Source organism: Neobacillus sp. Fa239 (assembly GCF_055395235.1).
The window spans coordinates 4,848,093-4,861,950 of sequence record NZ_AP041611.1 but is presented as its reverse complement, the minus strand read 5'-3'; the positions used below and the strand labels follow the sequence as shown (position 1 = coordinate 4,861,950).

Here is a 13,858-nt window from a genome sequence, read left to right as displayed (position 1 = left end):
GGAAAACGAGGAAGGATGTTGAATTATGTAATTTGTGAATGAATAATTTTTAGATTTGAAAGAGGTGTGTTAAAAGTTGGCAAGAAAACTCCGTTTTTGGATGCCTGGTGCTATGTATCATATCACAAGTCGAGGTAATCGAAAGTCTGTCATTTTTTATGATGATGAAGATCGTTTGGTTTATTTGGATTTATTAGAAAAAACACGTGATTATTTCCCTTTTCACCTCCACACATATTGCCTCATGTCTAACCACATTCATCTCCAATTAGAGACCATTGAACATCATCTTAAGGATATTATGAAGATGCTAAATTCAAGGTATGCCATTTATTTTAACAAACGACATCAGATTGATGGACATGTTTTTCAAGGTAGATATAAGGCAGATTTTATTGATTCGATTGATTATCTTTTGAAAGTAGGACGGTATATTCATTTGAATCCTTCCGAAGCATGTATTGTATCATCCCCCGAAGCCTATCAGTGGAGCAGCTATTCTGCCTATATTTCAGATTACGACAATCCGCATATTACAACCACCAAAATTTTATCCTATTTTCCAGAGCCGCAGAAAGAAAACTATCGTAAATTTGTGGAAGAAGATTTATTACCCCATTTTAAATTAGCCGAGCAACAGAACAGAATGAGCGAATTCAATTGTTAAAAATGAATGTTCCATTATTTTATCCAATATGATAAAAAATATGGGGTCAGTCCCCCGCTGCTTTAAAGCGGCGGGGGACTGACCCCGATTAAAGGAAATTTATTTCTAGTGTCGAAATAAATAGAGGAGAAGTCATTTTACATTGGAGGCATCGGTTATGGCAGGGATAAGAGGAATGGAGTCAGAGGATTTGTATCAATTGAAATCGGTGGTGAATCCGCAGTTTTCTCCTGATGGTGAGTCGTTTGTTTATGTTCAAACTTCGATTGACAAGGAGCATGATGAGTACCAGGCACATCTTTTTTACCAAGTGCTTGATCATAGCAGGCAATCTGTTCAATGGACTTTCGGAAGAGGGAAAAATCACTCACCGAGATGGTCACCGGATGGAAAAGAGCTTGCTTTTGTATCGAACCGCACCGGGAAAAATCAAATTTATGTTTTGAGTTTAAATGGCGGAGAAGCAAGGCAGATAACATTTCTTCCAAGCGGGGCGAGCAATCCTGTATGGTCTCCAGATGGAACAAAGCTTGCTTTTACAACTTCTGTCCAAGCGAATAAATTTGGCCAGGAAGAGGAAAAACAGGAAAAACCGGTTCCGCTTGAAGTGACGATAATGAAATATAAATCCGATTCTGAAGGATTTTGGCAGGGAAGATATAAACAAGTTGCTTTGGTGGAACTGAATGGCGGGCAAGTCACTCAGCTAACGGAAGGGGATTACGATGTAACCCTTTTTAGCTGGTCACCAGACGGGAAATATCTTGCATTAGGAGCAGACTTAACAGAGAATGCTGATTTATCATTCATACATGATATCTACCTCTTTGATATAGATAAAAAAGAATTCAACCTAATCACCGATGGTGCCGGCCATTTTGGAAATGTGAGCTGGTCGCCAGATGGAAACTATTTAGGGATGATTGGGCACGATCGGAAATTTGAGAATGCGACACAGGCAAAGATCTGGCTTTATCAATTAAATACAAAGAAGTTCTCTTGTGTAACATCTGAGTTGGATTTTCCGGTAGGAGATTTTATGGTAGGTGACTTTCAACAGGGCGCAACCGCTCCAGGTTTAATCTGGTCACATGATAGCAAAGGATTTTATTTTATCGGATCAGACCATGGAAGTACCAATATTTACTTTGGAGATATTGGTGGTGAAGTACGCGAAGTATTTGTAGGTCAGCAGCATGTATATGGACTATCCGTGCATACGGAATCACAAAAGGCACTGATTGCAAAAAGTACACCAACAGAAATGGGGGATTTGTATTTGTTATCGTTGGCTGAAGATGGGGAACTTCAAAAGCTAACTGATGTCAACGAAACGGTGTTAACGGATATAGAGCTGGTCGAGCCGGAGCCTATTGAGTTTGAAGGAGCAAAGGACTGGAAGATTCAAGGCTGGCTGATGAAGCCCGTTGGATTTGAGGAAGGAAGAACATATCCATTATTGCTGGAGATCCATGGTGGTCCGCATGCTATGTACGGAGATACCTATATGAATGAGTTTCAAATTTTAGCTGCAAAAGGATATGCGGTATTGTATGTAAATCCACGTGGCAGCCATGGTTATGGCCAAGAGTTTGTCAATGCTGTTCGCGGTGATTATGGCGGCGGTGACTATCAGGACTTAATGAAGGCGGTTGATTACGTTTTAGAAAAGTATGATTTTATTGATGGTGAACGAATCGGTGTGACCGGCGGAAGCTATGGCGGCTTCATGACGAATTGGATTGTTGGACATACCAATCGCTTTAAGGCTGCTGTCACCCAGCGTTCTATTTCAAACTGGATTAGTTTTTATGGAGTAAGTGATATTGGGTATTATTTTACAGAGTGGCAGATTGATGGTGATTTTCGAGATATGCCAAAGCTTTGGGAGCATTCACCGCTGGCCTATGTAGAAAATGTTGACACACCTTTATTAATTCTCCATAGCGAAAAGGATTACCGCTGTCCCATCGAGCAGGCAGAGCAATTATTTATTGCATTAAAACGATTAGGTAAAGAAACAAAGTTCATCCGTTTCCCTGAAGAAAATCACGAGCTTTCCCGCAGCGGCAAGCCGTCATTAAGAAAAAGCCGGCTGGATTGCATTGTAAGCTGGTTTATGGAAAAAATATAAGCAGCAGGGCCAGTCCCCCACTGCTTTAATGTAGTAAAAAAGCGGGGGACTGGCCCCCGCTGCTTTAACGCGTTATAAGAACGGGGGACTGACCCCTAAAAGTACTTCGACATGATGTCATTGATTTCTTGCGGGTTTATGACGATTTGTGAGTTGTTGGCTTTTAGGATATCGTCATACATGGTTTGACTGACGCCGTGTAGTTGATGGTAGGTCAGCTGTTTGTTGGCATCAAAGTTTTTCACTGCAAGGCCAAGACTTAGGATGTCAGATGTTGACATGTTGGTTGCAACGACAAAGTCTGGAATTGAGTTGGCCAATGAAGGAAGTCTTGGAATATTTGTTGGATCAAGCGCCTTTTTGGCAATTCCTTTAAGCGCTTCTTCCTGCATTTGCTGACGGCCATACTCTCCAGTTGCAAGCGAGTGGCGTTCGTGAACGATTTCTGCAACCATTTCACCATCAAGAGTATGAACACCTTTTGTAATCACTTTGTCTTTATTATGTTTATACCATGGTGCAGTTAAGGTCACATTCGTTGGTACATCCATGGTAATGCCGCCAATCGCGTCAACCATCGATTGGAAGCCCTGATAATTTGTTTCGACATAGTAGTTGATCGGCACGCCTGTAAGCTCGCCGACAGCTTTGACAGCTGCTTCAATTCCTGCTTTTGTTCCTTCTGTTGCCTGCATAATATATTGAACACTTGTCAATTTTGTATAACCATAACCATCAAGGTGAACGCGTGTATCACGCGGAATACTTACCACTTGGTATTGATTATTTTTTAAATCAACGTGAATGAGCATCATTGAGTCTGAGTGGCCGATCTTTTGCCCTTTTCGTTGGTCCGACCCAATCAGTAATGCGTTAAAAACTGAATCTTTTGGTGCTGCTACTTCATTTTTATTAGCTGAACTTACGACAGGGATATTTGTAAAATGATTCTTTGGCTGCAAACGATTATACTCATAGCCCAGTACACCGGCCGCAATAATGACCACGCCTAGAACACCGGCAACAGCCTTTTTCCATTTCGGTTTTTTTGCATGTTTTTCGCTTCTCATCGTTCTCCTCCGTTCTTTCTAGCATTCTATTAATGAAACTCCATACTAGAATTCAACAAATTTTTTACAAGGTTAATGATTCAAAGGCAGAATTATTAAGGATATCTATTTAACGTTTGATTAAAATCGAATTCATAGTGATGCTGTCGAAAAATGTAAAATTAGTAAACAAGGAATATCATACGGTAATGATAACATAATTGCAATGTTAATAATAATCCCAGTTCACAACCATTTTTCATATTTAGGAAGGATTATCCACACAGGATGATTGGGAAATTTTCTTTCGATAGGATAATTGACCCTAAATCTTTCATTTTTGAAAAAATTCCTCAAAATCCCAATAATGTAATAGTATAATAGTCTAGTATATTTAAAAAATTGGGGAGGAAAAATGAGAAAGACAGTCATCTTAGTTATTGCAATGTTTATGCTTTTCCCGCATTTACTAGTGGAGGGAAGCACGAGTTATCCTGACGTGAATCAATATATCGCTTCTAAGAAATTAGCACCTGTAAAAGTAGAATACAATCATAAAGATTTTCCAATCTTTAATTATCGTTATGGCAAAGGGATGGTGGAAGGGGTTGTCGCCCATGAAACGGCGAATGATTACTCGACCCTTTCGAGTGAAATTGCCTATATGTCCAAACATTACGATAATGCATTTGTACATGCTTTTGTTGATGGATCCCATATTGTTGAAATCCATTCTCCGGATTATGGTGCTTGGGGGGCAGGGAGCTATGCCAATCAACGGTTTGTGCATGTCGAATTAGTACGAGTACATACTTTTGACCAATTCGCCCGTTCGATTAATAACTATGCCAGTTATATTGCTTCCATTCTCTATCACTACGACTTGCCGGTTACAAGTGCCGAGAAAAATGGCATCGGGACGTTGTGGTCACATAACGCAGTGACAAAATTCCTTGGTGCGACCACCCATGGAGATCCCCTTGGATATTTTACTAAGTGGGGGTATAGCTGGGATAAGTTTGCTCAATTAGTAACGAGTAAATTTAATCAGCTGCCTGACAAAGTGGATTCTACGAATAAACTGGGCATGCTTCGAAGCGGGAACGCGGTGATTTACTCTGTCATACCCGATACAGTTTCGGCGGCCACCGTTTCGACCGATACTGTTTATTACATAAAAAAGGTGAAAATTGAAAAGGGTCAAATCTTTTATTTATTAAGTAATGATACGGGGGATATAGGCTGGGTAAAAGAATCCAATGTATCAACCTTGCCGGCTACCGTTGTCGATAACACGACAAAAATGTTTCTGATTAAAGGAACCGGGAGTGCGTTTAGAAAGGAATGGGGTGGAAAACAGGATACTGTATTTGCCAATCTTTCCGCCTATAAAGGACAATTTTTCAAGGTGCAATTAACGGAAAAAGTCGGAGCTTCAATTTGGTATCGCGGACTGTTAGGCGGGCAAACCGTCTGGATTGATTCGAATGGTGTGGAAGCTATTAAAGAGATCAATACAAGTCAATTAGGTCATATTAAAAATAGCAGCACAAAGATTTACAAATATATTGGCGATGAATCGACGGTGGTTACAACTGATTCCACTTATTTAGGAACCGTATATAGCTTGAACAAACAAGCCATTGCCAACGGTCAAACCTACTACTTGGTTAGTGGCGATCATGGAGTCGTCGGCTGGATGAAGTCTTCTGATTTAACGGTCATGCCGTCTGCCTTGCTCGATACAAAAGTCAAAATGCTTCTGATAAAAGGTACGGGCAGAGCATATAGCAAGGGATGGGGCGGAAGCAAAGATATCGTTATTGGGAATCTTTCGGGGTATCATGATCAATGGTTGAAGGCTGTGGCAACGGAAAGAATCGGAACGGCCTTGTGGTATCGTGGGGTTCTGGGCGGAAAAACGGTGTGGATTTCGTTGAGTAACCTATTTGCCATCAAGGAGAGCAGTACAAGCCGTTTAGGATTTGTGAAAAGCGGAGGGGGCAAAATCTATAAAAGGATTGGTGACAGCTTCTCCTCATTTTCAGCCGGTTCGACATATACCAATTCAGTCTTTTATATAATGAAGCAAGCTGCAGTAAAAGATCAAACTTATTACTTACTAAGTAAGCTGCCCAGCAGTGTGTCAGGAGTGATCGGCTGGGTAAATGCGACGGATTTATCGACACAGAGCCATACTGTCGTGGATCACCGCAGCAAAAAATTCGTAGTAAAAGGTGCAGGAACGGCCTATAGCAAACCATGGGGCGGTAAGAAAGACATTATCTACCTAAACCTCTCTAAATATAAAGGGAAAATATATCAAGTCTCTTCTACCGAAAAAGTCGGCCAAACCACTTGGTATTGCGGAGTCCTGAGCGGCAAAAAAGTTTGGATAGGGTCAGTCCCCTACCGCCTTACCGCAATAAAATAGGGGTCAGTCCCCCACTGCATTAAAGTGTTATCACAGTGGGGGACTGACCCCTGAAGTTTAACTCATGTATTTACACTTTTTTGTTTATTTCTTTATAGGCCACTACCTTTAAGGCGGTTATTTCGTCTGGTGTTAGTTTGCTGCGCAGGATCTGGAGGACTTGGGCTTTGGTCATAGTTCCGGCTTGGACTTTTGAGTACATATCTTTTAGCTGGGACAGACCTATTCTTGATATTAATAATTGTGCCGCTTGTTCTTTTGTGTCGAATGGCAGCTTTTTGCTTTGGAAATTGGTTGTGCTGCTATTACTGGTGGTATTACTTGATTTTCCAGCAACCTCGGTGGCTTGATTCGCCTGGCTTGAGCTAGTACCCGCAGCTGAATTTGACTTATTAATAAGATTTTTTAACTGTGGATCGTTTTCGATTGATTTTTTCAAGTTAGGGTCGTTCTCAATTGATTTTTTGATTTTTTCCATCTCACCGGATTTTTTAAATTCCGTTGATACATTGTCAATCAATTTATTGGAGGCAATATTCAAGGCGACCCGATAGACTCCGAAACCGATTCCAGCTAAAAGAACGAGTGAAGTGACAATAATAATTAATTTCTTCATTATAAACTCCTTATTTATGAAAAAAATTACTTTATCCTATTAAAAAGGGCCGGACCCTCAACGTACAATATATCGACACTTGGCAAGCGACTCTATATTGTCTGTAAAACGAGGGGTCAGACCCTTTTAGGAGATCCTCTTTTTTATCTAGCTGCTTTAACAACTACGACTGTAGCTTTGCTCACATTTTTCGCTTTATCCTTCGCGGTTATATAAAGAGTGGTGCCTTTTCTTTGAGCAGGAATTTTCACGCTGAAAGTTCCTTTGCTGGAGACAGTTCCAGTCGCCAACACTTTTGAACCATAACCGATGGTAATTGTTGCGCCAGCTTCTGCTTTACCATTGACTGCACGATCATTCGAGTCAACAGAATAAACAGTTGGTTTTACAGGAGCAGTCTTATCAATTACAGTTACTGTTCTTGCCTTGCTCACGTTGCCTGCGACATCCTTCGCGGTTACCGTTAGAACTGTACCAGCCTTTTGGGCTTTAATCTTAATGGCGAAAGTACCTTTAGAAGATGTTTTTCCTGTCGCAACCGTTGTTTTTCCATTTTTGATGGTAATGAGAGAATTCGCCTCTGCCTTCCCGTTGACTACTGTGTCATTGTCATCCACTGTATAAACAGTTGGCACACCTGTATACTTATCAAGGACTTTGATTGTTTTCGCCGCACTTACATTGCCAGCGGCATCCTTTGCGGTTACCGTTAGGATTGTATTGCCTTGTTGTGGCTTAATGGAAAGGGCGAAAGTTCCATTCGCGGCTGCTTTTCCGGAAGCAACGGTCGTTTTTCCACTCTTCACCGTAATGTAGGAATTAGCCTCAGCTTTTCCGGAAATCACATGGTCAAGGTTACTGAAAGAATTAACTGTTGGCGTAGCTGGTGCCTTAGTATCTTTAATGGTTATTTCTTTTGTAATAATTGGCAGGTTCAAATAGTAAGCCTGTACTTTGACTGTTCCTGTCTTTTTGGCAGTCAGCTTATTGCCGGAAAAAGTTGCAACGGAAGAGTCGTTTGTTTTCCAAGTAATACCTTTACTAAGGTCAAAAGAAATGCCTTGTTGGATTACTTTAAAGCTGTAGCTTGCACTTGAGCCAAATTCAATTGTGCTCGCACCATAGATGTCGCCGCCTTCAGAACGAATCAAAGCAGATGAAAACCCTGCAGAAGCAGCTTTAGTTGGGTCGATCACGGTTTCCGCTTGAGCTTTGATGCCAAGCAGGTTTTGCATAGATACGTCTAATTTCTTTGAGAATAAGCCGACAAGACTTTTGAATTGCGGATCAGCAAGGGTCGCATCAATTGCAGCATTGACAACATTATCAAAGCTTTTGGGTTGAGCTTCGAAGAAGTTTTTCACTAATTCCTGCTCAAGGTTTTGCTCAAAGCTAGCAAATAATAAAACGGCCTTGTCAACGGAAAGCTCTCCGTCAAAAATCTTTGTGAAATCGGCAGCGTGGTCTTTTTTAAACTGATCAAGCGCAGCCTTGAATTCAGTGGTATTTGTTTTGTATTCAAGCTTAGCTAGGTCGGTGGCTATTTTAACCGCTGTTCCTTTTACTGTTTTATTGTCGATTTTTGCTACTAAACTAGCTCCCAGAATAGTAGCAAAGTTAACTTTTGCTATATTGCTATAAGCGGCCTTAATATCAGCAATATCGGAAGCTGTTAGTTTGCTATAGATTTTACTGTGGTAGGAGACAATGTCTGTTGTCATCGTCGCAGCATATGCGGTATGAGATGAAACAGCTAAGTCAGCTGCCATTGGTGTTAAGACGAGTGTACCCGCCAAGATAAATTTAAAAGCATTCTTATGTAGTGGTGTTTTCATTAGTATGTCCTCCAGTATTTTTCACTTCTATTATTATACTGTAAAAAATAAAAGGATTAAAGTTTTTGTGGCGAAAAATGTAAAATTTTTAGATAATTATTCATCCTACAAAAAGACTATAACAAATCAAAAAAAAGACGGTGTAAAAAAGAATCATTGAAAAATGCTCTTTTTACATCGTTCTTTTTTTTTACAGCCTCAATCAAAATGATTTTTATCAATCTGTTATAAATTTATAGCGCAAAATGGCTGCTAGCCCTGCACCATGTTTGAATTCACCTTGCTGTACCAGGGTTTTCAACTTTTCCATGCTTATTTTGTGCACTTCAATTTGTTCACTGCTCTCTAGGTTTTGTTGAGCAGGTATTAAACCGGCTGCGGCAAACAAAAATATTTCTTCACTTGTGGAGCCGGGAGAAGGATAAAAGCTGCCTAATTCGAGCCAATGTTCAGCTGAATGACCTGTTTCTTCTTCAAGCTCCCGTTTAGCGGCTTCAATCGGAGTCTGGTCATCGGCGTCAATCATACCGGCCGGCAGCTCCCATTCCCAGCTTTTTATGGAATGACGGTATTGTTTTAAACAAAGGACCTCATTATCCTCCGTAATCGGGAGGATACAAACTCCTTTGGCAAAACTCAAATAGGAAAAAGTCTTCTCTTCCCCGTTCGGCAAAGTAACCTCATCTGTAATAACCTCAAAACGATCAATCTTTTTCATTATAGAACTGTTGATTTTCCAATCCATTTATATCACCTTTCTGGGGCCAGTCCCCCACTCTGATACCACTTTAAAGCGGTGGGGGCCAGTCCCCCATTCTGATATCACTTTAAAGCAGCGGGGGTCAGTCCCCCTTTTTTATCTTTATACATTTCCTGGTCGGCTAGTTCGAGTATTTCTTCGACCGTTATGATGGTACCTGGTTTATAGTGGTAAAGGCCGTGGCTCGCTGAAACTGGGTAGGGTTTATTGATTTTCCGGAATTCTTTTTCAATGTTTTCCCATATTTCTCGGACTTTTTTGATTTCCTTGTGGAAAAAAATAATGATAAATTCATCGCCGCCTTGGCGAAATAATACATCATCATGGTTAATACAACGAATGATGGTTTCACAGCATGTTTTTATTAAGTCATCACCAGTGGAGTGGCCGAAACGGTCATTGACTAATTTTAAATTGTTGATATCGATATAGCAAATAATGAACTCTTGAGAGCTGCATCCATCATAGAAGTACTTTCTAAGCAATTCCATTCCGCTTCTCCGGTTCATCACACCAGTCAGTATATCAATCGAAGCGTGCATTGAAAGCTCTGCTTCTTTCTTTTTCAGATCCGTTATATCCGTCGTCCCGATTAAAATGCATACGTCATCTAAGTAATCCACCAACTCAAAATTCAGAATGGACCAAATGGACCTTTCATGACTAATTTGCTGTTCGGTCACGTAGTGCTTAATGCTGGGCTGCACTTCTAACTGTTTGAATAAACGATCCCTTTCCTTTGGGTCTTTAATCAAGAAATCAGTATTTATCTGGTTAATATTTTTTTCCTCAAGATGGTAATATTCCATTGCGTATTTATTCACTAGTAAAATTTCGCCAGTCTGTCGCTTTGCAAGGATTAAGGGAGTTGGATTCATGTTAAATAATCTGATGAAGCTTTCTTCATTCCTTTTTAATTTAAGCTTGTTTGAAAAATCATTTTGTCGGAACTTATAAAATGAAAAAGCGAGTGTAAAGGAAATGACGGCAGCACCTGTAGAGTTTATCATTTTTGATAGAAACAATAAATAATGGTGTTCCATGAAAAATAACCCTATAAGGAAAAATAAATGGATTCCTAAAAACATAGAACATAATGTTCTTGGTCTAATCGGAAAAATAACAGCAACGGATAATAATATAATGATATAGGCATATATATTCCCGGTGAATAACTGACTATTAAGGGACGAGACTGCACCGATCATTAAATAAAGAAAGATATAGAGATGAATGATGAATCTCTTATTTACGTTTTTATACCAATGATAAATCAAAAGAAAACAGAGTGAGATGAGCAGCCCTGTTATATGTACGGCAGAAAGCGTGAATTTAAAAATTGGATTCTTTATGGGTCGAAAAAAGAAAAAATCTACAATAAAAAAACAAGGATAGGTTATGATTAGCATATAAGAAACGAGCTTGATCCGTTCAAATAAAACCTTATTATTAAAATCAAAAAATTCATTATCTGGAAAAATGAGAAGTTTCTTAACCAACAAAAATCCCTCCAAGGATCTCAGGCAGGGGTATTTCCTACTATCTTCATATAGAAAAATGATACCATAAATTTGCTTGGGGGTCAGTCCCCCGCTGCGTTAAAGTGATAATAGAGTGGGGGACTGACCCCGGAAGGGTTTTTAAATGAAAAAAATTGTATTACTGTTAGTTTTGGTGTTTTTGGTGGTGTTGGGGATTTTTTTTGTGAATGCGGGGAGGTTTTTGGTGATTCCTGATGATATTCATAAGTCGGATGCGATTATTGTGTTGAGCGGGGACCGTGGCGAGCGGATTGAAAAGGCGGCTGAACTTTATCATCAGGGGTATGGAAAGTATTTTGTCATTTCGGGCGGTATTGTTTACAACGATATCACGATTGCTCAATTGATGAAGGAGCATGCGATGAAGCTGGGGGTTCCTGAAAAGGCCATCATCCTGGAGGAACGTGCCGATAGCACGTATGAAAATGCGCACTTTACGAAGGCCGTGCTTAAGCCTTATCCGATTCATTCAGCGATCGTCGTTTCTTCCAACTATCATATGAAAAGGGTCAAAATGCTATTTGATCGGGAATTTAAAAATACCAATATCAAACTTTATTATGCGAGCGCAAAGGATCGTTATTTTAACGAAACCCGGTGGTGGAGTAATAATAAGAGTATAATGACCACGATTAATGAATATATCAAAATGCTTGGATATGCCTTGGGGAAGAATTATTAGAAGAAAATCCATCCCACTTTTCGGGGAGAAGTGTCGTGCAGCGGCACTTCTTTTTTTATGGTTGTTAACTCTTTTAAAAAGGGTCCCGAGTGGTCTTACATAATCTCTCCCAATGGAACCAATAATAAATTCGTTTGTGTGAATTTATTAATAGGAGGAATTGAGGATTGGCCAAATATTTTTTCATCATTATTATAATCGTGTTAGTGGTGGCAGGGCAGATGATTCCTCCCCGGGCATTTGGGGCAAAGTCAGACAGCACGGTTCAGCTGCGCTTGCTGGAAACGACCGATGTGCATGTGTTTTTGGCGAATTATGATTATTATCAAACCAAGCAGGATGACAAGGTTGGCTTAGTGAAAACGGCGACCCTCATCAAACAAGCTCAAAAGGAAGTGAAAAATTCGCTGTTGTTCGATAATGGCGATCAGATTCAAGGAAATCCTTTGGGGGATTATGTGGCGAAAGTGAAGGGATTAAAGCCGGGCGAGGTCCATCCGGTCTATCGCTCATTTAATCTGTTGGGCTACGATGCCACCACACTCGGCAACCATGAATTTAATTATGGCTTGGATTTTTTAAAGGAGACATTGAATGATGCAAAAATGCCGGTGGTCAATGCGAATGTGGTCAAGGCCGGTACCGACCAGCCGTATTTTAAACCGTATGTGATTTTAAAAAAGACGGTTGTGGATGAGCGCGGGAAGAAGCAAACGTTTAAGGTTGGGGTAATTGGCTTCGTGCCGCCGCAGATTATGGAATGGGATAAGGCGAATCTGGAAGGAAAAGTAGAGACGAAGTCAATTGTCGAATCGGCGCAGAAATATGTGCTCATGATGAAAAAGAAGGGGGCCGATGTGATTGTGGCCCTTGCCCATACGGGAATCAGCGACGAGCCTTATCAGCCTGGGATGGAGAATGTCGGTTATTATGTCACTCAGATAAAAGATATTGATGCGGTGTTTACCGGCCATCAGCATAACACCTTCCCAGGGCCGATTTATAAGGATTTACCGAATACGAATCTCGAAAAAGGAACGATTAATGGGAAGCCGGTAGTGATGGCCGGGGCGTTCGGCAGTCATCTTGGTGTGATCGATCTGCAATTGGAGAAAAAGCGCGGAAAGTGGCAGGTGGTTGATAGTAAAGGATTTCTACGCCCGATTGCAGATGCTGCAGGCAAATCACTTGTGCAAACGGACGAGACATTAATGAACGCAATCAAACCGGAGCATGAAGCTACGATTAAATATGTTAAACAGCCTGTTGGCGAAACAACGGCACCGATTTATAGCTATTTTGCGCTCGTTCAGGATGATCCTTCTGTGCAAATTGTCAATAATGCACAAACGGAGTATTTGCAGGGAGCCTTAAAGGATCCGGCTTTTAGCAAGTATGCTGGTATCCCTGTGCTCTCGGCGGCGGCGCCGTTTAAAGCGGGCGGCCGAGGCGGTCCGGAATATTACACAGACATTCCGGCAGGAACATTGGCTATTAAAAATATCGCGGATTTGTATTTGTACCCGAATACACTTCAGGCGAAATTAGTCAATGGGGCACAGCTTAAGGAATGGCTGGAAATGAGCGCGGGGCAATTCAATCAAATGAACCCGGCTGCGAGCGGCGATCAGCCGTTAATTAACCTTTACTTTCCGTCGTATAATTTTGATGTGATTGATGGTGTGCAGTATCAAATTGATGTGACGAAACCAGCAAAATATGATGCAAACGGGAAAGTCATTAACGCGGGTTCCAGTCGGATTCTGAATTTAACCTATCAAGGAAAACCGGTTGCAGCTGACCAAAGGTTTATTGTTGCGACGAATAACTACCGTGCCTCAAGTACTACCTTCCCTGGAGTCAGTCAGGGGGAAGTAATCTTCAAGGCACCTGATGAAAATCGACAGATCGTCATGAACTATATTCAAGCGCACAAGCCGCTGAATCCTTCTGCGGATCAAAATTGGTCGCTTGCCAAATTCAAAGGGACTGCAACAACTGTGTTTGATTCTTCACCGAAGGCTCAGGCCTATGCCAACCAGTCCCCAATTATTAAATATATGGGGCCATCAGCCGGTGGATTTGCGAAATATTCGATTGATTTGACGGAATAGGTTGCGGTGTTTCACGTCTTGAGTTT

The 13,858-nt window shown here is 40.9% G+C and carries 10 protein-coding genes; 5 read left to right on the top strand and 5 right to left on the bottom strand.

Annotated elements, in window-relative coordinates:
- Positions 1–76 precede the first annotated feature (76 nt).
- Together ACZ5XR_RS24010 and ACZ5XR_RS24005 are read left to right on the top strand one after the other, a co-directional pair.
- The gene (locus ACZ5XR_RS24010) at positions 77–667 is read left to right on the top strand and encodes a transposase (protein WP_464498989.1); all 591 of its coding nucleotides are present in this window, start codon (positions 77–79) and stop codon (positions 665–667) included.
- A gap of 157 nt (positions 668–824) precedes the next feature.
- Positions 825–2,801: a S9 family peptidase gene (locus tag ACZ5XR_RS24005; protein WP_464498988.1), complete on the top strand. Its 1,977-nt coding sequence runs from the start codon at positions 825–827 to the stop codon at positions 2,799–2,801.
- Positions 2,802–2,896: 95 nt separating this feature from the next.
- On the opposite strand, the gene ACZ5XR_RS24000 is transcribed toward ACZ5XR_RS24005, so the two are convergent.
- A complete protein-coding gene (locus ACZ5XR_RS24000; RefSeq protein WP_464498987.1) occupies positions 2,897–3,871 on the bottom strand; it encodes an LCP family protein in 975 nt (324 codons plus the stop codon).
- Positions 3,872–4,265: 394 nt separating this feature from the next.
- Here ACZ5XR_RS24000 and ACZ5XR_RS23995 point away from each other — a divergent pair, with 394 nt between their 5' ends.
- Entirely contained in the window at positions 4,266–6,284 is a 2,019-nt protein-coding gene (locus ACZ5XR_RS23995) for a GW dipeptide domain-containing protein (protein WP_464498986.1), read from the top strand.
- A 70-nt stretch (positions 6,285–6,354) separates the two neighbouring features.
- Here ACZ5XR_RS23995 and ACZ5XR_RS23990 read toward each other — a convergent pair whose 3' ends face one another.
- The 4 genes from ACZ5XR_RS23990 to ACZ5XR_RS23975 all read right to left on the bottom strand — a co-directional run bounded on the left by ACZ5XR_RS23990 (position 6,355) and on the right by ACZ5XR_RS23975 (position 10,994).
- On the bottom strand, positions 6,355–6,900 hold the full coding sequence (locus ACZ5XR_RS23990) for a hypothetical protein (protein ID WP_464498985.1): 546 nt from the start codon (positions 6,898–6,900) through the stop codon (positions 6,355–6,357).
- A gap of 143 nt (positions 6,901–7,043) precedes the next feature.
- Positions 7,044–8,735 (bottom strand): Ig-like domain-containing protein, encoded by a 1,692-nt coding sequence (locus ACZ5XR_RS23985; protein ID WP_464498984.1) that lies wholly within the window; start codon positions 8,733–8,735, stop codon positions 7,044–7,046.
- A gap of 217 nt (positions 8,736–8,952) precedes the next feature.
- Positions 8,953–9,480 (bottom strand): NUDIX hydrolase, encoded by a 528-nt coding sequence (locus ACZ5XR_RS23980; RefSeq protein WP_464498983.1) that lies wholly within the window; start codon positions 9,478–9,480, stop codon positions 8,953–8,955.
- Positions 9,481–9,557: 77 nt separating this feature from the next.
- Positions 9,558–10,994 (bottom strand): GGDEF domain-containing protein, encoded by a 1,437-nt coding sequence (locus ACZ5XR_RS23975; protein ID WP_464498982.1) that lies wholly within the window; start codon positions 10,992–10,994, stop codon positions 9,558–9,560.
- A 145-nt stretch (positions 10,995–11,139) separates the two neighbouring features.
- Between ACZ5XR_RS23975 and ACZ5XR_RS23970 the strand changes: the two genes are divergently transcribed.
- Together ACZ5XR_RS23970 and ACZ5XR_RS23965 are read left to right on the top strand one after the other, a co-directional pair.
- Positions 11,140–11,718, top strand: a complete 579-nt coding sequence (locus ACZ5XR_RS23970) for a YdcF family protein (RefSeq protein WP_464498981.1) — start codon at positions 11,140–11,142, stop codon at positions 11,716–11,718.
- 167 nt (positions 11,719–11,885) lie between these two features.
- Positions 11,886–13,832, top strand: a complete 1,947-nt coding sequence (locus tag ACZ5XR_RS23965) for a bifunctional 2',3'-cyclic-nucleotide 2'-phosphodiesterase/3'-nucleotidase (RefSeq protein ID WP_464498980.1) — start codon at positions 11,886–11,888, stop codon at positions 13,830–13,832.
- The last annotated feature ends 26 nt before the right edge of the window (positions 13,833–13,858 follow it).

Bases quoted from the DNA above. Each gene is read 5' to 3' on its own strand.
- ACZ5XR_RS23995 (WP_464498986.1), top strand. From the start codon at position 4,266: ATGAGAAAGACAGTCATCTTAGTTATTGCAATGTTTATGCTTTTCCCG.
- ACZ5XR_RS23970 (WP_464498981.1), top strand. From the start codon at position 11,140: ATGAAAAAAATTGTATTACTGTTAGTTTTGGTGTTTTTGGTGGTGTTG.
- ACZ5XR_RS23980 (WP_464498983.1), bottom strand. From the start codon at position 9,480: ATGGATTGGAAAATCAACAGTTCTATAATGAAAAAGATTGATCGTTTT.
- ACZ5XR_RS24000 (WP_464498987.1), bottom strand. From the start codon at position 3,871: ATGAGAAGCGAAAAACATGCAAAAAAACCGAAATGGAAAAAGGCTGTT.
- ACZ5XR_RS23985 (WP_464498984.1), bottom strand. From the start codon at position 8,735: ATGAAAACACCACTACATAAGAATGCTTTTAAATTTATCTTGGCGGGT.
- ACZ5XR_RS24005 (WP_464498988.1), top strand. From the start codon at position 825: ATGGCAGGGATAAGAGGAATGGAGTCAGAGGATTTGTATCAATTGAAA.
- ACZ5XR_RS23990 (WP_464498985.1), bottom strand. From the start codon at position 6,900: ATGAAGAAATTAATTATTATTGTCACTTCACTCGTTCTTTTAGCTGGA.